This window comes from Mesorhizobium sp. C268A, assembly GCF_040324475.1.
Lineage (GTDB): Bacteria > Pseudomonadota > Alphaproteobacteria > Rhizobiales > Rhizobiaceae > Mesorhizobium.
Genome location: NZ_JAMYVX010000003.1, coordinates 1,029,285 through 1,045,583, shown reverse-complemented (window position 1 = coordinate 1,045,583; position 16,299 = coordinate 1,029,285). Strand labels below are relative to the sequence as shown.

The 16,299-nt window shown below is 58.6% G+C and carries 22 protein-coding genes; 8 read left to right on the top strand and 14 right to left on the bottom strand.

The features are described 5' to 3' along the window. Positions 1-151 precede the first annotated feature (151 nt). A complete protein-coding gene (locus tag NKL06_RS31950; protein ID WP_352581569.1) occupies positions 152-508 on the top strand; it encodes a hypothetical protein in 357 nt (118 codons plus the stop codon). 660 nt (positions 509-1,168) lie between these two features. Here NKL06_RS31950 and NKL06_RS31945 read toward each other — a convergent pair. From NKL06_RS31945 to NKL06_RS31925, 5 genes are all read right to left on the bottom strand, one after another. Next, positions 1,169-1,906: an SDR family NAD(P)-dependent oxidoreductase gene (locus NKL06_RS31945; RefSeq protein ID WP_245260672.1), complete on the bottom strand. Its 738-nt coding sequence runs from the start codon at positions 1,904-1,906 to the stop codon at positions 1,169-1,171. A 70-nt stretch (positions 1,907-1,976) separates the two neighbouring features. Then, positions 1,977-2,474, bottom strand: a complete 498-nt coding sequence (locus tag NKL06_RS31940) for a 2,4'-dihydroxyacetophenone dioxygenase family protein (RefSeq protein ID WP_023752250.1) — start codon at positions 2,472-2,474, stop codon at positions 1,977-1,979. Between the two features lie 203 nt (positions 2,475-2,677). Continuing rightward, the gene (locus tag NKL06_RS31935) at positions 2,678-3,448 is read right to left on the bottom strand and encodes an NADH dehydrogenase ubiquinone Fe-S protein 4 (RefSeq protein WP_023693480.1); all 771 of its coding nucleotides are present in this window, start codon (positions 3,446-3,448) and stop codon (positions 2,678-2,680) included. Positions 3,449-3,518: 70 nt separating this feature from the next. After that, the gene (locus tag NKL06_RS31930) at positions 3,519-4,028 is read right to left on the bottom strand and encodes an Hsp20/alpha crystallin family protein (RefSeq protein ID WP_023693481.1); all 510 of its coding nucleotides are present in this window, start codon (positions 4,026-4,028) and stop codon (positions 3,519-3,521) included. A gap of 74 nt (positions 4,029-4,102) precedes the next feature. Continuing rightward, on the bottom strand, positions 4,103-4,579 hold the full coding sequence (locus NKL06_RS31925) for an Hsp20 family protein (protein WP_023693482.1): 477 nt from the start codon (positions 4,577-4,579) through the stop codon (positions 4,103-4,105). 2,080 nt (positions 4,580-6,659) lie between these two features. On the opposite strand from NKL06_RS31925, the gene NKL06_RS31920 reads away from it, so the two are divergent. Continuing rightward, positions 6,660-6,833: a hypothetical protein gene (locus NKL06_RS31920; RefSeq protein WP_023672650.1), complete on the top strand. Its 174-nt coding sequence runs from the start codon at positions 6,660-6,662 to the stop codon at positions 6,831-6,833. A 338-nt stretch (positions 6,834-7,171) separates the two neighbouring features. Here NKL06_RS31920 and NKL06_RS31915 read toward each other — a convergent pair whose 3' ends face one another. Together NKL06_RS31915 and NKL06_RS31910 are read right to left on the bottom strand one after the other, a co-directional pair. Next, the gene (locus NKL06_RS31915; RefSeq protein WP_023693485.1) at positions 7,172-7,558 is read right to left on the bottom strand and encodes a hypothetical protein; all 387 of its coding nucleotides are present in this window, start codon (positions 7,556-7,558) and stop codon (positions 7,172-7,174) included. Positions 7,559-7,932: 374 nt separating this feature from the next. Next, a complete protein-coding gene (locus NKL06_RS31910; protein ID WP_023672647.1) occupies positions 7,933-8,181 on the bottom strand; it encodes a hypothetical protein in 249 nt (82 codons plus the stop codon). A 300-nt stretch (positions 8,182-8,481) separates the two neighbouring features. Between NKL06_RS31910 and NKL06_RS31905 the strand changes: the two genes are divergently transcribed. Continuing rightward, a complete protein-coding gene (locus tag NKL06_RS31905) occupies positions 8,482-9,474 on the top strand; it encodes an IS481 family transposase (protein WP_352581565.1) in 993 nt (330 codons plus the stop codon). Here the strand turns inward: NKL06_RS31905 and NKL06_RS31900 are convergent. Continuing rightward, a complete protein-coding gene (locus NKL06_RS31900; protein WP_023672646.1) occupies positions 9,471-10,004 on the bottom strand; it encodes a J domain-containing protein in 534 nt (177 codons plus the stop codon). The genes NKL06_RS31905 and NKL06_RS31900 overlap by 4 nt on opposite strands. Positions 10,005-10,488: 484 nt before the next feature. On the opposite strand from NKL06_RS31900, the gene NKL06_RS31895 reads away from it, so the two are divergent. Continuing rightward, positions 10,489-10,701 carry a hypothetical protein gene (locus tag NKL06_RS31895; protein WP_023672644.1) on the top strand — a complete coding sequence of 71 codons (213 nt, stop codon included), beginning with the start codon at positions 10,489-10,491 and terminating at the stop codon, positions 10,699-10,701. A gap of 11 nt (positions 10,702-10,712) precedes the next feature. Here NKL06_RS31895 and NKL06_RS31890 read toward each other — a convergent pair whose 3' ends face one another. Further along, complete coding sequence (locus NKL06_RS31890; protein ID WP_023695059.1) at positions 10,713-10,976, bottom strand: hypothetical protein; 264 nt, start codon at positions 10,974-10,976, stop codon at positions 10,713-10,715. A gap of 73 nt (positions 10,977-11,049) precedes the next feature. On the opposite strand from NKL06_RS31890, the gene NKL06_RS31885 reads away from it, so the two are divergent. Next, on the top strand, positions 11,050-11,271 hold the full coding sequence (locus NKL06_RS31885; RefSeq protein ID WP_023695060.1) for a DUF768 domain-containing protein: 222 nt from the start codon (positions 11,050-11,052) through the stop codon (positions 11,269-11,271). Between the two features lie 372 nt (positions 11,272-11,643). Here the strand turns inward: NKL06_RS31885 and NKL06_RS31880 are convergent, their stop codons facing one another. Beyond that, the gene (locus tag NKL06_RS31880) at positions 11,644-11,934 is read right to left on the bottom strand and encodes a hypothetical protein (protein WP_023695061.1); all 291 of its coding nucleotides are present in this window, start codon (positions 11,932-11,934) and stop codon (positions 11,644-11,646) included. A gap of 158 nt (positions 11,935-12,092) precedes the next feature. Here NKL06_RS31880 and NKL06_RS31875 point away from each other — a divergent pair, with 158 nt between their 5' ends. Then, complete coding sequence (locus NKL06_RS31875) at positions 12,093-12,467, top strand: hypothetical protein (protein WP_023695062.1); 375 nt, start codon at positions 12,093-12,095, stop codon at positions 12,465-12,467. Positions 12,468-12,631: 164 nt separating this feature from the next. On the opposite strand, the gene NKL06_RS31870 is transcribed toward NKL06_RS31875, so the two are convergent. Continuing rightward, positions 12,632-12,814, bottom strand: coding sequence for a DUF3606 domain-containing protein (locus tag NKL06_RS31870; protein WP_023734668.1), 183 nt, complete (start codon positions 12,812-12,814; stop codon positions 12,632-12,634). 743 nt (positions 12,815-13,557) lie between these two features. Here NKL06_RS31870 and NKL06_RS31865 point away from each other — a divergent pair. Together NKL06_RS31865 and NKL06_RS31860 are read left to right on the top strand one after the other, a co-directional pair. Beyond that, on the top strand, positions 13,558-14,436 hold the full coding sequence (locus NKL06_RS31865) for a YihY/virulence factor BrkB family protein (RefSeq protein ID WP_352581561.1): 879 nt from the start codon (positions 13,558-13,560) through the stop codon (positions 14,434-14,436). Positions 14,437-14,998: 562 nt separating this feature from the next. Beyond that, on the top strand, positions 14,999-15,283 hold the full coding sequence (locus tag NKL06_RS31860; RefSeq protein ID WP_023702887.1) for a hypothetical protein: 285 nt from the start codon (positions 14,999-15,001) through the stop codon (positions 15,281-15,283). Positions 15,284-15,417: 134 nt separating this feature from the next. On the opposite strand, the gene NKL06_RS31855 is transcribed toward NKL06_RS31860, so the two are convergent. The 3 genes from NKL06_RS31855 to NKL06_RS31845 form a co-directional block, all read right to left on the bottom strand. Then, the gene (locus NKL06_RS31855) at positions 15,418-15,645 is read right to left on the bottom strand and encodes a KTSC domain-containing protein (RefSeq protein WP_081731378.1); all 228 of its coding nucleotides are present in this window, start codon (positions 15,643-15,645) and stop codon (positions 15,418-15,420) included. A 43-nt stretch (positions 15,646-15,688) separates the two neighbouring features. After that, complete coding sequence (locus NKL06_RS31850) at positions 15,689-15,883, bottom strand: hypothetical protein (protein ID WP_155921714.1); 195 nt, start codon at positions 15,881-15,883, stop codon at positions 15,689-15,691. Positions 15,884-16,070: 187 nt separating this feature from the next. Continuing rightward, positions 16,071-16,259 carry a DUF3606 domain-containing protein gene (locus NKL06_RS31845; RefSeq protein ID WP_023691304.1) on the bottom strand — a complete coding sequence of 63 codons (189 nt, stop codon included), beginning with the start codon at positions 16,257-16,259 and terminating at the stop codon, positions 16,071-16,073. Positions 16,260-16,299: the final 40 nt, after the last annotated feature.

The window sequence follows — 16,299 nt, the reverse complement described above, 5'->3', positions numbered from 1 at the left end:
TAACTCACGCGATCATAGCAGCGACACGACAAATGCAGGCGGCCGCCCGAACACCGGCAGAAGTTGCAAGCATTGGGTGCGCCTGCAGGGAGGCGGCGATGGTTGCAACGCGTACGGACACTGCGCATGCGGTTATGGAGGACTTCATTCTATGGCGGCACCGCTCACCGGTCCGCGAAGTTGGATTTACGAGGCTATGAGTCAAACCCGACAAGCGATCGCCGCATCTCGCGAGGTGCTGAGGCGCTTTCGCGAACGTCAGGGCGACGACACTCCTCGAGGAAAGAATACAGACCGTGGTCCTGTCGCCGTGTCAGCCTTCGATGCCGACATCATACGCGCTGCATGCCGAGATCTGATCGCGGAGATGAACGTGCCCGAGTGTCAATGGCGCGAGCTGGCGCGAAGTCTGGTGCGCGAATTCGTGGCCTGCGAGCAGACCGAAGCCGGTTTGGTGGATTGGATCGTCCGCCGGCCAGCGATGACGGAGACGGACGAGGCCGGCTGACCGGAGCCAACTGGCGAGGCGGCGAATGAGCCAGGAGTCGGTCGACCGCAATTAACGCGAGCAAACAGGTCTCCCGGCGACTTGTTGCGCGGGAACTGCGGTGATCCGAGGATCGGAAACTTTGGCGAGCGGCTTGGACACATCTGATCCTCCTCGTCTCTAGCGTCGGGCTCGTGTTCGCATTTGAAGCATGTAGTGAGACTGGCCGATGGCGTGACCTTTCGTTGAGTGGAGACGAATGCGTCCAGCCCACTGTCCAAGGCACGGCGACGGCCATGTCGCGTTGCTCCCGGCCTTCGCACACAAGGAGCCCAAGCCGGATGCCAACCAGGCTGCATTAGGCCAATGGGAACAATTTGCGCGGGCCGAGCTTGGGCTAGCGTCGTACAGAGGTGCAAGTATGCAAGATAATTTTGACCGAGCTTCATCCGTCGCGGAGGTTGCGGAATCATTCGTGAGATCCCGGAGGCCGTTCTCTGTCGTATCGACCCGGGATGCGGTCACGATTGTCAGGAAACAGGCAGCTTTTTGCGAGCATACGGATGGCGAGCTTGCGGAGTTGGTGGCGGCAATTGCGGTCAGGCATGGTCGATTGGTCGCGTTCGATCTTGATCTCGACGACACAGGCTTGGAGATCGGTCGCGCAGCATAGCCAACGCCTCACGCAATGAGATAGCCACCGTCAACCGGCAAAATTGCCCCAGTGATGAATCCCGCGAGCGGCGAACACAAGAACATGGCGGGGCCGGTCAGGTCGCCCGGCGTACCCCAGCGACCCATCGGAGTGCGTTTCATCAATTCCGCGTTGCGAGCTGGATCGGCCCGTGGCGCGGCGGTCATGGCGGTCTCGATCCAGCCAGGCGCCAATGCGTTTACGCGAATGCCATCCCCGGCATAGGCGATCGCAAGTGACTTGGTAAGTTGCACGACCGCGCCCTTGGATGCGGCGTAAGCCGGCGAATGAGCCGCGCCGAAAAACGCGAACATCGATGCGATGTTGACGATGGCGCCCCCGTTCGAGAGTGCCCCTCGGAACGCGCTCGCACTCCGCATGGAGCCGGTGAGATTGATATCGACCACCGTTTCGAAACCCTGGACAGTGAATTCGGCGGCGCGCAGGTTTACCCCTGCGCAATTTACGAGCGCTGCAACGGATGTGAACTGACTTGAATATCCTTCGACCGCAGTCATGTCCCGGACGTCGAGTACTGAATACGAGACGGCGGTGCCGTATGCACGAGCGGCCGCCACCTCGGCGGCCGTGGCCCCCGTCGCGTGGACGATTGCCCCGGCCCCGGCGAACGCCATGGCCATGCCGTTTCCGATGCCTGTCGTGCCTCCGGTAATGACGACGGTCTTGCCCGCGAAGAAGGGCATCGCCCATATGGAATCGGTCACCAAGATCTCCTCGTTTCGCCTCTGTGGCGGAGCGCGAACTTACCGCAGCGGAAGACAAACGGGCGGATGTCTACCGCACGAATTGATCGACGAAATCGTCCCCGAGACCCACGCTCGCATAGTGGCTTCTGCACATGTCGATCTTGGTGAAAACGTCCTCGAAACCAATCTGCTTGTTATCCTTGTCCAGGTAAACCATGCAGCCGGAGATGTTGAAGAAGGTGATCATCTCGGGCACGTCGCTTGGGACCGTGAGCGTGTGGATTTCACCGGGCGGCTCGAAAACGTAAGATCCGGTCTCTGCCACCCAGTCGTGTTCAAGGTAGTGCCAACGCCCCTTGATCACATAGCCATGCACGGGGGCCGGATGCAGATGACGGCTTAATATCCCGGCCCGGCGTACGCGGAGCAGATTGCACCACTGGCCTTGCATTGTGTTGAGCATAAGTGGTCGGAACCACACGCCCTTAGCCTGTGGGACCCAGACACGCTCGTCTTCGGGGACGGCAGCGATCGCGATCTCTTTCGGTGCCAGGGGATGGGCGGAGCCGTTGAAGGATTGATACATAGGAACCTCTGTCGCCAATTCATTGGAGTCCATATCAGCGCGATCCTAACAACTGGGCCGAGTTCTGCCGAGGCGCAATCGGGCGCCCACGCATTGGGAAAGTTGTCGGCGCGCGCCCGCCCGCTGCCGCGACCGCAAGCGGGAAGGGTTTCGGGATGGTCCGTTGGGCGTCGAAGACGATCAGTGGGTTCCTTCTTGCCTTATCATGCGGCTATCCGGGAGTGCACCGGGCTGGTCCTGGTCTGGAAGCCCCGGTTTCGGACTTCCAAGGCCAGCAAGGCGAGTTCGACCTCGTCCAATCGCGACGGGCGTGCATTTTCCGGCATGCCTTCGGCGGTGGCCAGGTCGATCAGGTACTCGTTCCAGGCCCAGTTCTTGAGCACAGCGCGTTTCTCGTCGGGTGCGAGCACCGGGTCATCCACAACCTCCATCGGAGAGGCGTAGAATGTCTCCGGCTCGGAAAGCGCCGTCTGTATGTGCGCTGCCTGTGCGCCGGCGCCATAGCCGTGGCTTGCCTGGAGCCAAGCCAACTGCAGCCGCTGCCAAACCAGGTCGGAAAAGGCCTGTTTCTCCTCCGATGCATGCTGGCGCGTGACCTTGGCCTGGGAAGCAGGAGGTGCCGCCTGCACCACGTAATTGAGGCCTTGACGCTCGGCATAACGGATGGCCGCTTCCAGCGTCGGAAAGTTAAGTTCAACCTGGGTCAAGGTGTCCCGGCCACCGGTATAGCCCATCAGCGGCTCGATGAACGGGGCTGTGCGGCGTTCGAAGACCAATCGCCAGTCCTTGCGGGGCTTTGCCGAGGTCATGGCCGAGCGGCAGGGCTGGTAGATCCGCGCCGTTGCGCCGTCCGGAAACACTGACCGTCCCCATGACAAAGCCGGCCCGTCTAGACGAGGCCGATTGTCATTGTCCGGCCGGACGGACGTCTTGGTTGGGTTCCTGATGTTGTCGCTGCTTTGAACTGTCTCCATTGCCTGTCCCTCCCGTTATGAAGGGTCGCACGGGCAGCGGCCGTAAGGGCCGCCACCCATACTGCATCCGTCAGTTCTTCCCGTTGATTGCGATCCGCTTGGCCTTCGCCTGCGCCCGCTCGGTCTTGGGCAACGTCACGGTCAGCACCCCGTTCTTGAAGGCGGCGTTGACCTTGTCTTCTTCAACCTCGTAGCCGAGCGGAATGAGGCGCTCGAAGCGACCGTAGAAGCGCTCGGAGAACTGCCGGTCCTTGTCCTCGGTCTCGGAACGCTTCTCGCCTTTAAACTTGAGCGCCCCATTTTCCAGCAGGACTTCTATGTCGCTCTCGTCCAGGCCAGGTATTTCCGCCGTGACGCGGACTTCCTTGTCCGTGTCGGAGATTTCGACACTCGGCCAACTGGCGGCGAAAGAGGGACCGAAGGCCGGCAGTCTGGCGCCAAAGCTGCGGAAGGCGTCATCGAACAGCCGGTTTACCTCCCGGTGGAGGGAGACGAAGGGGTCTCGATCTCCGTCGGGGAAGAGACTGGGCGCCGAGTTTCCGTTGCCCCGGCCCCATGGGATCAAGTCACGTACGCTCATTGTCTTTCTCCTTTTGTAGGTCTCTGAGTCGGGCGGGACGCCCGGCTCAAGCGAAAGCCTTCATGGTGGATTGCTCAGGCGGCCAGCTTGTCGGTCTCGACCTTGGGCGCCTCGATCTTCGGCATGGGAGCCCCGCTGGAGATTTCGATCTTGCGCGGTTTCATCTCCTGGGGAACCTCGCGCTTGAGATCGATGCTCAGCAGCCCGTTCTCAAGGCTGGCGCCCTCGACTTTGACATGATCGGCCAGTTCGAACCGACGCTCGAAAGCGCGCCCGTTGATGCCGCGGTACAGATACCGGCCGTTCTCATCGCCGGATTGCGACCCGCTCACAACCAGCATGTTGGGCTGGTGGGTGACGGTCAGCTGGTCCTGCGAGAAACCGGCGACCGCCATCGTGATGCGATACTGATCATCATCAACCTTGGCGATATCGCAGGGCGGCCAGTTGTCGAACGAGGCCACACGGCTCGCACTTTCAAGCATGTCGACCATGCGGTCGAAGCCGATGCTGGACCGGTATAGAGGGGTAAAATCGAGGTTTGTCTTCATAGCCACATCCTCCTTGAGCAACATGGACAACAGAAGGCGCCAAGAGCCTTGCCGCCTCCTGGTGTTGCCGGCCCCATTGGGCGGCCGGCGACCATCATTTAGAATCGCGACGTGCACCTTCAAGAGGAAGAATAGGAAAATTTTCATCGGCAATCTGGGCGAACGCACCGATGCCACACCCCTCCCGCCGGCGGGGTCACTCGCCGACGGGTCCATGGTGCAAGAACAACTACGTCGCCCTTAAATCCGATCGACGAATGGTACGAACGCGGCCACTGCCGCGCTGTCGCTGCAGTCAGGACCGGCGCGCTCATCCGATTGATCCAACTGTTGCAACGCATCCATGATCGTGTCGAAGCTGACCGGTTCACCCGCTCCCGGCAGCATGCGAAGCGCTGGCACGGATTCTACGGCGCAGGCATCCGACGCCCATGACGAAAGAATGGCGCGCTACTCCTGAACAGCCAGGGCAACGTCGGTCAAAACGTCGTGGGGATGTTTGAAATGCCGCGCCGGATGCAGCAAGCGGTCCAGAAAACGTCGGGGGCCACGGGTTCAATCGATGCAAAATAGGTCGAAATGGGTCCTTCCATGGATGGTCCTCCGCTTCAGACAATCTCATGCGAGTTTGGCGGCTCTCGCCAGCGGCTGTCGCGATCACGACCAGGCAGATCATCCAGGAACGACGCTCAACGACTTTCCCTAGGTGATGTCGATACCGAGACTCATCGTCCGGCACCCTGGGCGGCTCGATCACGACCGAAGCGAACGAGCCGTTCGCGATCGAGGGTGGCGATGCTGCACTTCCCCAGATGTTCGGAGCATAGCGAGGGCTGCGGCCTTGGAGCGGCGAGGGGACTTGCCTACATCGCACAGGTCGTCGATATGGAGGTCGATGAGTTCGCCGAAGGCTTCAGGCAGGCTATACAGTCTCACTGCGATCGACTTGGTGTCGGTGCCCCAGCGCCGCGCATCGTCGCGTTGCAGGAAGGTCTCGCTGACGCAGCGTGTGCGGTAGGTTCTAAGGTTCTGATGTTAAACAGAAGCTGAAAAATCAAGAGCATAGACTGGCCATTGCACCGATGATGGATGGGGAAGATAGATTAACAAAATCAGATGTTTATGAGGGTTCGTGTGCAAATACTGCACACGCAAGTTCCGCTTCTCATCTTTTTTCGTTCCTACGAGGGAGCTGCCGAAAGGCCTTTTCGGACCCTCTTTTGCCGACGATACTATCCGCTCCAATGCGAATAAGCATCAGTGGAGGCAGACCACAAACCCTGGCCGACGTTGAAGTCAAAACTTCCGGGGCGGCCTTCTTCTTGTCGGGGTCGATCACCGGCAGTGGCGCAGTCGGCTCATGGAGCGGGGGCGACAGCCCAATTCATGACGAGATTGCTTTGACCAACGATCGGCCTGTTGCGACCGACGCATGGTCGATACCCACAACAGAGAACGATGCGACCAGAGATTTCACAGTCACCCTGTCCGGCTCTATCATCAAGGCCGTGGGCATCTCGTTCCAGTAAGGATCAGCCGGCGATTCGCCATTCCAAGGCCAAGCTAAGGGCACCTAGTGGGCCATATCGCGCAGAGGCTTCTTGCGCTTCGGCGGCACATAGGCCTGCACCAGCCTGACCTTGTCGATGTCGACCGTGACCGGCGGTCCAGTATAATTGTCACCTTGCCGCCTTCCTCGTCGACATAGGTGACGTTGCCGACGAGTTCGATCTGCTGCCCTCGCTTCACCTTCGTCGTGCGATCGAGGATCGAATGGGGGAAGTTGTAGCTGGGTATGCTGACGCTGACGTGGTCCTCGTCGACCCGCCTGCGCACTGTGGCCGTTATCGCCACCTCGTCGCCGATGCCTATTCCCCGAGCCATGACAGGATTCTGGAGCGGACAGCTTTTTAGTCGAGATGTAGCTAATATACGGCGCAGCCCTTGGCGGACTGACGGGCGCCACGGCCGAATCTGCCTATTTCCCAGCCGGCCAGGCCTGCGTAGGCTGACTACCAAGTTATATACGCTCATGCTAATATGAGGGCACCACACCTTATGAAGTAGGCAAAGGTGGAGCATGGTCAACGAGTCGGTGACAACCTACGTTGTGAGCGTGTTTGAAGCGCCGAACTGGCGCACGGTGCTTACGACCAACGACAAGGCTAAAGCCTTGGCCTGGGCGAGAGAGATCGGCGAAAACGTGCAGGTCGAGGAGATCACGCCGGAGCCAAAGGGTGCTAGCGCTGAGTAAAACGGCTGGTTGCTGCTGGGCGGCTGGCCGGAAGGACCGTTATCCTGCCGGAATTGATCAAGCGCGACCGTGACGAGTGCTGCCTTGCCTTGCAGGCGGCTCACGTCGCGTTTGCCAAGACAGGGGAGCCGGATTTGCAAATTGCCACGCCTAGGCCGATACCGAGGCCGAGGAACAGCTTACCTGCCGCATCGATGGCGAAGGCGCGAGCAGGGCGCCACACGTCCTGGCTAGGCTCTCTGAGGGCGCTGGCGATAGATCGAAGATCGCTTCCATGACCAGATTCTAGATCCAAATCGCGAATATGTGCGGCGGGTTTCTCGCAACAAAAACGGGCGCTACTTCTTCGTGATCCAATCCAGCAAGCCGGCTTCGATCTGCTCACACCCGACAAATTCGCGTACCAAGCATTCAGCAACAACGCGCCACTGACACTCGGGCACGTCTGCATCCCTGACTAGGTTTTGAAATGCGGAGCGGAGAACGTCGGCATCGAACCCCGATATGCGCATCGGCGCGAGATCGTCCTCGTCTTCGAGCACCTGGGCCATATCTTCGCGGTAGCGTTGGCGAAGGCGCTTGAGCAGTTCGCGCGACTCTTGGATGGCTTGCCGGGTGTGGTCCATTTGGCTGCGGAACGCAGCTGTTCCGGTCATCGACCGGCTCTGCAACTGAAAGCTGGTTTCCATCACCGCACGTGCGATTTCTAAATTCTTTGTATCCATCGCGGCCTCCCTTCCGGCGAAGGGATTTGTTTACTCTCTTTTTAGCAAAGGAGGTTCAAAGGTACGGTTTCGTACACGGGGAGGCCCCGGCCTAATCGGCCGACATTGAGCGTGGTCGGCGCTGTCGGGGGCAACGTTACAGTTGGGTGACGTGACGGTGCCGACCACACTGGAGAGTGGCATTAACCACACCCCGATCCTACCCGCAGAATGACAGCGCAGCAATTAAGCCTGATGGTCTAATCCGCGCTGCAACCATAACCCGATTTAAACTCGGTCCCTTCCCGAGTGCCCGTATGAGCTTGAGCTGTGAAGCACCTGCGCGGCTAGGAGGACCTCCGCCACGCCTCACTGCAGGACTTCCGCGAGGAGAACTAGCCCGGAGGCTTCTCCCGCGGCTGTGCCGGTCCTGTCATGTTCGGCTGGATGAATGGCGCCCTCTTGCCGGTAATGGTCTCAATCGACTTCAACAGCGGTCGATGGACCTCACGTAGAGCTTGGTAGTGCTCGCTGTGATACGCCAGGAGCGGCCCGACGATGCTCTTGTGCAGCGCTTCGGCTGCCGCGATGAAGCGCTCGATTTCAGCCCGGGAAAGCTGTTCGGAAGGTTTGGTTCTGGCCATTGGCGATCTCCGCTTGAGGGGGTCGCCGCAACGAGGACTACAATCCTACATGCCGGACTGCCTCACAATAGGGCTCGCTGGCCTACTCGAGGGAAGCGATAGGACCAGCGTCAGCATGATCCTCATTGCCCCCGTCCGCAAGCGGCCACCGAAGACCCTATTCCTCAGCCCATCTGGTCTCGGCAAAATGACGCGCGAAGCTCCCCTGGAGCCTTGCGGAACTTGGGCAGATACCCTCTCTAGTTGTTTGATCCCAGGCTTTGATGGCGCATACTTTTCGTCCGAATCAAAGGATGCGCTATGGGCCAGGTTCTTCATGGGAGCGCCACGACGACAGAGGCGATCCGTCGAGCGATACAGCATAGTCAAGAGAGCCTGAGGGCGCTGGCGAAGCGCTACGGCATCAATCAGAAGACGGTTAGGAAGTGGAGGAACCGGACGTCGGCCGCCGATCTTCCGACTGGCCCCAGAGATCCGAAGTCGACAGTGCTATCGACTGAGGAAGAGGCGGTCATCGTCGCCTTTCGGCGTTATACGCTGCTGCCACTGGACGATTGCCTCTATGCTCTCCAACCGACGATCCCGCATCTGTCGCGGTCATCCTTGCATCGCTGCCTGCAGCGTCACGGGATAGGCAGGTTGCCGGATGTCGAGGGCGACAAGCCGGCAAGGAAGAAGTTCAAGGCCTATCCAATCGGCTACTTCCATATCGACGTCGCCGAGGTCCGAACCGAGCAGGGCAAGCTGCATATGTTCGTGGCCATAGATCGGACCTCGAAGTTCGCTTTCGTCGAGCTGCACGAGAAGGCAACGACAGCGGTCTCCGCCGATTTCCTGCGCCATCTTCTTGATGCTGTCCCTTACAAGATCCACACAGTGCTTACCGACAACGGCATTCAGTTCACGACCCCAGGTGCCGGCGGCTCGGCCGTTCCGCTGATCAAGGAAGCCATGGCGGCGGGAGAAATCATATGGGCGCACGCCTTCGAACATACTTGCGCCAAGGCCGATATCGACCACCGAACGACAAAGCCAAGGCACCCATGGACCAACGGCCAGGTCGAACGCATGAACCGCACGATCAAGGATGCGACCGTCAAACGCTTCTACTACGAGAGCCATGACCAACTGCGCCAGCATCTCGCCGATTTCCTCTTAGCCTATAATTTCGGCCGTCGACTGAAGACCCTCAAGGGCCTCACGCCCTTTGAATACATCTGCAAAATCTGGACAAAAGAGCCCGAACGATTCAGGCTCGATCCAACCCATCAAACCTCGGGACTAAACATCTAGTCTCTACTCAGGAGCCGAATGCTGGTATCGCGACGCAGTTCGGAATCGGCGCGATCGACGCCTTCAACCGTGATCGCGATTGTCCCGTTCTCAATTCTTGCAATCCATCCCTTTGCCTTCATGTACCAGAGATGAAACTCCAGATGCTCTGGTGGACAGCCTAACAACCGTTCGATTTCGACGTCGCCAATGCCCGGATTGCCGACATCCTGGCGGCGCTTCACATAGAGCAGCGAAAGCAGTTTGGCCTGGACCAAAGCATCTTTCTCGACCCCTTTGGGGTCGCTTGCCTCCTCGACCAATTTAAGCCGCTCACCGGCATGCTCTCGATAGGAGATATCGTACTGGGCGCGCTTAACGGGATCCCTCAAGACGTTGTGTGCTTCTACTATTTCGCTGAAGCGGGCTTCGTTTCCAGTTTGCTGATTGTCGGGATGATAGCGCATCGCAAAGTAGCGGAATATTCGCTCAAGTGTCTCCGAGTTGGCGTTTGGGCTGATCTCCAAGAGTTCGTAGTAATCGACGAACAATGCGCTGCTCCCTCAAACATCGCTCGACAGCCGCGGGGGCCGACCGCCTACATGGCGATGCAGTGCCCTCACTCGTCGAGTTCATATACGGACAATACATTGCGCCCGGGGTCAAGATGAGCGGGAGCTAGTGGACGTCAGCCAAGGCGGCTCCCGCGCGGGGTGCAACGAAAATGGCCGGGGCCGCAGTGGGAGATTGCCTGATCAGCGCCGGCCGGAGTTCGGGGTAGAACTCAATGCCGAAGCCGCCTGCGCAGCCAAGGTTGGGGTTTGACCGCGCCGTCCTATAATGGGACAGCGCGGTCCTCGCTAGGCAGCACGCCGGGCGGGCAGTGGTCCTCGATTGTGCGCCGGATGAGCGTCAACGCTGCCCGGCATTCGTCGGCTTCGATCTTCATAACCATTGAAACATGCGTTTGAGCTAAAATGTTCCGGAACCGATTTCGGGCTCGCGGCTTGAGTCGGTGAGGGAAGAACACTAGTCATGCCCATCAGACGAAAAGCCGTGGATGCCGGGATCCTTAAGCCTGCCGAATTGGCCTTGCTAGGGCGCGTTTTCGAGCAGCTTAAACTCGTCGACGACCAATCACCCGATGCGCAGGGCCGGTTGGCCTCTCGGATCATTGCCAACTACATGGCCGGGATAAAAGATGAGGCCGAACTTCTCTCGCTTTCGAAGCAGCCGTTAGGGCGGTAAGGTCGGGAAAGCTAGAGCTTTACCAGCCGCACAACATCAAGCGCGACCGTCACCACCGGGCCACCCAGGCTGACCGTTACGGCGTCCTTCTCGACCCGTGTGACGCTGCCGATCAGTTCGATGGTCAGACCTTTGACCACCTTCGTGGTGCTATCCCGAACGGAATGCGGAAATCCGTAGGTCGGTATCGACACGCTGATCCTGTCGTCAGTGACGCGTCGAATAATGGTGGCGTCGATCGCCACCTCATCGCCGATCTTGAGACCACTAGCCATGCACTGGAGTCTGGTGCGGCCGTCTCAGGGGTCAAGTAGCGGAACCTAATATGCGCTTTGAACTTATCGGCTGATGAGCACACGCGGCATCAACTTTCTCGATCGGTGGATGGCAGAGCACCTGCCCAACGCAATGACTGATGATCCAGTGGCGGTTAGCGACCTCGCTGACGAAATGATGAAATTTGCGGAGCGTGAGGGAATCGGTGCCGACGAGATCAAGGAGGAGGTCGGCAGCGTCTATGAGGTGATCTTGGAGGCGATGCACCACCGGGAAGGCAGCTTGGCCGAATAACCCTTGCCATCCAGGTCCAGTTAGGAATAGAATCCTTTGCGGCGACCCCTTCAACGGAGATCGCCATGCCCAAAAGACTCTCGCCGACAACCTGGCCGGGCATCCCATGTGCTGCAAGTCGACCAAACTGACGGCATCAACGCGAAGCCGGCGGTCGCGGCCGGCAGCCTTGCAATCCGAGCAGGCGAATAGCCCTCATCTGTTCGGCCGATGTGCCGGGCAAAGGAAGGCGCCAATTTGCAAATGTGATCCTCCCCGGGTCACACCGCCGAACAGCCCCTTCAGCTAGTCCCTGAGTGGGCTGATCTAAGAGCTCCACCGGCTGATTCCGGTGGGGCATCTTGCTTATCCAGGCCTCAGCCAGGCGGCGCGTCAATATTTGATTTTTCTCGATCCCATAGGGCCAAGCCCATCCGACACACGTCTCGCAACGTCCCTGACCAAATGATGGATCGCACTCGGCTCATGCGCCGCGTATGCCGTGAAGAATTGCATCGACTGTGCGACGTGATAGATCTCGCGGAAGTTCTGGGACATCAGTTCGTCATTATCGTCGAATGGATTCAACATGACATGTTCCATTCGCTCTACGGCGTCCGGGAACCTCGCGACGTAGGCTTTTAGGAATTCCTCGATCTCTTCGTCGCGGAAATGCTTGCCCAATGTCTCCTCACCAAAAGGCGCTAGCGTAACGGCATATAGGCGCTCATGCCGGCCATCACGAGGCACGCGGCCACACCCACTATGTCCCGCTGCCGGTAGCGCCAGACACCGTGATGAATGATGACGGCGCTGACCTTACTTGATCTGGAGCGCGTGTCATGACCGCCCTTCGCGTTCTAAAGCCCATGGGATGCCCGCAGGGAACCGACGCGCGCATATGGCGCCAGTCCGTAGAAAAGCGCCTGAACGACCTCCTAGACCGTGCCATGAGCCTGATAACGGCACTGGATCTCATGCAGGCTGATTGCGATCTGGAGGAAACGGCAGACGATGAGCCGTCGCTTGGCTGCCTTGATGATCTAGAGCTGGACAACGTCGACGACGAGGAAGGCGCGGACGCAGAGCCATGCCCGGACACCCACGGTGAAACCGTGATTTGGGGCGAGGATCTGAAATCTCAGGAAGTGCTGGTGGAGAGCGGCCCTAAGATGAAATTACTAGCACCATGTAGTCCTCGACAGGCTGGTTCTTAAAATTGTGTGGAACAAGGAGCCGCCTCTGCGGGTTTATGTCGTGCGCGGTCTTCTCCGGAAAGTGGCCGCTCTATTCAAGGTGAAGAAACCCGCCGCCCTGGGCCCCCTCTCAGCGGCGGGTTTCTCTATTCCGGCGGGTTTTTTTGTTGTCATGTCGCGTTTCTTTACCTGAGCTTTTCAGCGGCGGCGTTTGCCTTGTCCCTGTTGCCCTTGGTTTCCTTGATTATTTTCAAGGCCATATCCTTTGTGATTGCGTGCTTCCGGGCGAAGTAGTTCACCTCGTAAGGCTCGCTGGTGGACACCCTGGCCCGATCTTGCTTTCCCCGATTTGATTTGTTGTCAGCCATAGCTCTCTCCATGTCGCGTCCAAGTCCACGGACCTGCCGATAGTTGCAGGAAAGAATTGGCGCCGCAATCGGCTATGGGTGGCGCGCGCCTTCATTGGCGAACATGACGGGAACAATCCGCCTTTCCGTGTTGCAGTCATGTTGCAATGACAACAAGGTACAGGACGGGACAAGCCCGGAATGCAAGGGTTTGCGCGTTACAGAGCGGGAAAACCGATGCAACACGGTTCGGTCGCGGCCTTGTTCGCTAACTTCATGATTTGCCTGATCAATTGTTTGGCTGGGGTTCCTGGAAGTTTTTCGAACTTTCTGCGTCGCGGGTCAGCCCGAATTGCGCTTGCTTATGGACTCGTTAAGCCTGTGGTCGGGGGGCTCGGACCGCACCGGCCCACGATATCGCGTCGGCGGCGCCGCACCTATTAGATCGCTTATGGCTGGCTGCTGCTCAACAGGGCGAACGTCTACGACGCTCCAACACCTCCTCCGTGCTGTTGTCCTTGTCGGTGCAAACGAGCCAGCCTCCGCTTCTATGGTTTCCGAACGAATTAAAATGATCTTGAGAAAACCATTATCAAATGCGCGTCCCGAAAGGGGGCGAAGGCGATGCCAGCGCATCGGAGCGGAAGTTCTATGCCGGCGACCCTCCGCGGAAGTCGGTGCGAAAACTCCTGCCACAGCCCGCAACCGGAACATCAGATGTGCTGGTGCATTGCTAGTGAACGCCAATTCGACTGGGGCGCAAAATGCATCGCGCGATCACAAATGCATGGGCAATGGTGCGAGAAGCCGTCGTTGGGTTCGTCAACGACAACGCTCTCAGCCATGGCGCAGCAATCGCTTTTTATGCCACAACATCGTTGGCGCCAATTCTGCTCATCGTGGTTGCAATTGCGGGTCTCGCATTCGGTCACGAGGCAGCGCAAGCGGCATTGTCCGCCCAAATCACAGGGATGATGGGTACAGAAAGCGCAAACATCCTTCAAACCGCACTGAAGAGCGCATCCGAAAAGCCATCCGGCGGCACCTGGGCGGCGGTGATCGGCATCATCACCTTGCTTGTGAGCGCTTCCGGGGTCTTCGGCGAAATACAGCAGTCCTTGAACATGATATGGAAGGTCGAAGCGCAGGGCAGTTCGTTGTCGCGCCTGGTGCGCGCACGTGCGGTAAGTCTGGGACTGGTCACCGCACTTGGCTTCATGTTGCTCGTCTCTCTAGTCGCGAGCGCGGCGATTTCGGCCCTAGGCAACCTCATCAAGGCACAGTTGCCGTTCGGGACACTTGTCCTGGGCGTTATCAACGCGGTCGTTTCTTTTGTCCTCCTCGCAGCTATTTTCGCTGCCATCTTCAAGATCTTGCCTGATCGAACCCTGGAATGGCGGGATGTCTGGATTGGCGCTGTTGTGACCGCTGCCCTGTTCACGCTCGGGAAATTGCTTATCGGTTGGTATATAGGCTCCAGCGCGGTCGCGGCCTCATATGGGGCCGCCGGTGGGCTGCTCGTCATCCTGTTGTGGGCTTACTACTCGGCGGAGATTTTTCTTTTTGGTGCGGAAATCACTCGCGCCTACTCCATTCGACACGGCAGCAGGTCCGATCAGGAAGCTGTGCTTCACAATGCTTGACCTGCAAGACATGCCACTATCGCCGGCTGATCCCCGGTCCTGATCGCGTACTCTGATCAGGTCTAGGCTCGCCGGGATCGAGGTGGTTGGGGTCTTCGCCCGGCGAGCTGTCCACCTGCACGGAAAGTACTGGCCGTGGGTTTGCCCATCAGCCGTGACTTATCCAATATCGGTGCGGTTAAGCCCCACAAGCACGCCCAACTGCTGGGGGGCTTTTTTGGGTCAGTCGGGAACATCCTCGCCCTGAGGCTGTTCAGTCACACCCGGCTCGTTCTTAAGCGGTCCTGCCGGTGACCAAGATGGCCCTCACTCATCATGGTCGGCCCGCGCTCGGAAGCAAGCGCGGGCCATCCCTGAACAAGTCCGGGGCAACCGGCCAGGCAATTGCAGCATCGATGGTGGCCGGCCGCCTTGACCGAACTTGCGGGCCAATTCCTCCTAGGTTGACGACGAAATATCGGTAGCAATTTCTACAATTTTCAATTTGGCTGGAAACCCTTTCTACCCGCAAGCGTTGAATTAGCACGGCTGCATTAAAGCAGTTGCATTCGGAGGAATTTTGATGAATTCGAAAATGCTCATTCTCGGCGCGACATTTGCCCTGATGACCGGATCGGCCTTTGCCGGCAGTTCCACTGGCACGTCTGCGCTCGACGATCCTGCAAGAATGTCTCCTTTCTTCACGGACAGCAGCATGAAGACCATGAAGTCTGAGGCCGAAGCGAAAACCGCTTGGTCGGCTATGTCTCAGGAGGATAAGGACGCTGTGATGAAGGACTGCGCTGACGCAGATATTGCGAAGGCCCATGAGAACTTCTGCAAAGCTGCGATGATGATGGGCAAATAGGCCCAGCACCTAGCTTAATATAATACGCGCCCGCTGGCCCCGGCCGGCGGGCGTTTTCATTTGCCCTCGGACCCTGGGCCAGTTCGCACAGTTGCTCCCCTGGGATGGCGCGGGCCACTCGATCTGAGACTCTGTCAATCGCCCGTCGGGCCTGATGCCCTCCATGGCGCAAGCCGGAATGCATAACGATTGCGGATGTGGCTGTTAAAATAGACTCCCTTGGCAAAGGCAGCTTTGAACGCAGCAACGGCCTCAGCAGGTACGTCCAAGAACTCGTAATGCTTCCCGCTCGCTACAAACCAAACCGACAGAACCCTAGTGTTGGGGTCATATTCGAACTTGCGTATCGAGGTCGACGGCATGGTATGCCATTCAAAAACTCAGCTAGCCGAGTTGGATCGCCAGCTACAGGCTGAAACTGTATTCGAATATGTGGCCGCGCTTTTCGTCGGCAACCCTGATCCAGATGGGCTCGCTGGTGCGCAGAGTGACTTCGCGCTCTGTCGCTTCCCGCGCCGCCCTGATCGGCGTTGTCGCATGGACGATGTGGGTAGCCGTCACGGTATCGCCGTCCATTTCCTCAACGTGGAATTTCGGCACTTTTGGTCCTAAGCGTCCAGTTCGAGCGGCTCGTGCTCCGGATCGGCATGATAAATGACCTGGCGAAAATCGCGCATATCAATCTGTTGCCCGCAAACCGGGCAGGGGAGGAAATGCGCGAGTTCGCTCGCGGGCGGGCCTTCATGTCGGTGCCCGATTAGTGGTCTGCCGAGATCAGATAGCCTGGTCATTGTTTCCGCAGCGCCTTGGCTACCCGCTCTAAAGTCTCGCGTTGGTTGCCGTGCTTCGCGATCAGCTCTTTGACCTGCTGGGTTGTGATGCCGGTCTTTGTTGCGAAATATTCAACTTCATAATCCTCATCGGCCGAGACACGGTCCCGATCACGAAAATCCCGCTTGCTCTTGTCGTCGGCCATATCGATTCCTCCTTCGCTCATCCCGCAACGCCGAGTTGAC

Bases quoted from the DNA above. Each gene is read 5' to 3' on its own strand.
- NKL06_RS31950 (WP_352581569.1), top strand. From the start codon at position 152: ATGGCGGCACCGCTCACCGGTCCGCGAAGTTGGATTTACGAGGCTATG.
- NKL06_RS31940 (WP_023752250.1), bottom strand. From the start codon at position 2,474: ATGTATCAATCCTTCAACGGCTCCGCCCATCCCCTGGCACCGAAAGAG.
- NKL06_RS31935 (WP_023693480.1), bottom strand. From the start codon at position 3,448: ATGGAGACAGTTCAAAGCAGCGACAACATCAGGAACCCAACCAAGACG.
- NKL06_RS31930 (WP_023693481.1), bottom strand. From the start codon at position 4,028: ATGAGCGTACGTGACTTGATCCCATGGGGCCGGGGCAACGGAAACTCG.
- NKL06_RS31925 (WP_023693482.1), bottom strand. From the start codon at position 4,579: ATGAAGACAAACCTCGATTTTACCCCTCTATACCGGTCCAGCATCGGC.
- NKL06_RS31920 (WP_023672650.1), top strand. From the start codon at position 6,660: ATGGTCAACGAGTCGGTGACAACCTACGTTGTGAGCGTGTTTGAAGCG.
- NKL06_RS31915 (WP_023693485.1), bottom strand. From the start codon at position 7,558: ATGGATACAAAGAATTTAGAAATCGCACGTGCGGTGATGGAAACCAGC.
- NKL06_RS31910 (WP_023672647.1), bottom strand. From the start codon at position 8,181: ATGGCCAGAACCAAACCTTCCGAACAGCTTTCCCGGGCTGAAATCGAG.
- NKL06_RS31905 (WP_352581565.1), top strand. From the start codon at position 8,482: ATGGGCCAGGTTCTTCATGGGAGCGCCACGACGACAGAGGCGATCCGT.
- NKL06_RS31895 (WP_023672644.1), top strand. From the start codon at position 10,489: ATGCCCATCAGACGAAAAGCCGTGGATGCCGGGATCCTTAAGCCTGCC.
- NKL06_RS31890 (WP_023695059.1), bottom strand. From the start codon at position 10,976: ATGGCTAGTGGTCTCAAGATCGGCGATGAGGTGGCGATCGACGCCACC.
- NKL06_RS31885 (WP_023695060.1), top strand. From the start codon at position 11,050: ATGAGCACACGCGGCATCAACTTTCTCGATCGGTGGATGGCAGAGCAC.
- NKL06_RS31875 (WP_023695062.1), top strand. From the start codon at position 12,093: ATGACCGCCCTTCGCGTTCTAAAGCCCATGGGATGCCCGCAGGGAACC.
- NKL06_RS31870 (WP_023734668.1), bottom strand. From the start codon at position 12,814: ATGGCTGACAACAAATCAAATCGGGGAAAGCAAGATCGGGCCAGGGTG.
- NKL06_RS31865 (WP_352581561.1), top strand. From the start codon at position 13,558: ATGCATCGCGCGATCACAAATGCATGGGCAATGGTGCGAGAAGCCGTC.
- NKL06_RS31860 (WP_023702887.1), top strand. From the start codon at position 14,999: ATGAATTCGAAAATGCTCATTCTCGGCGCGACATTTGCCCTGATGACC.
- NKL06_RS31855 (WP_081731378.1), bottom strand. From the start codon at position 15,645: ATGCCGTCGACCTCGATACGCAAGTTCGAATATGACCCCAACACTAGG.
- NKL06_RS31845 (WP_023691304.1), bottom strand. From the start codon at position 16,259: ATGGCCGACGACAAGAGCAAGCGGGATTTTCGTGATCGGGACCGTGTC.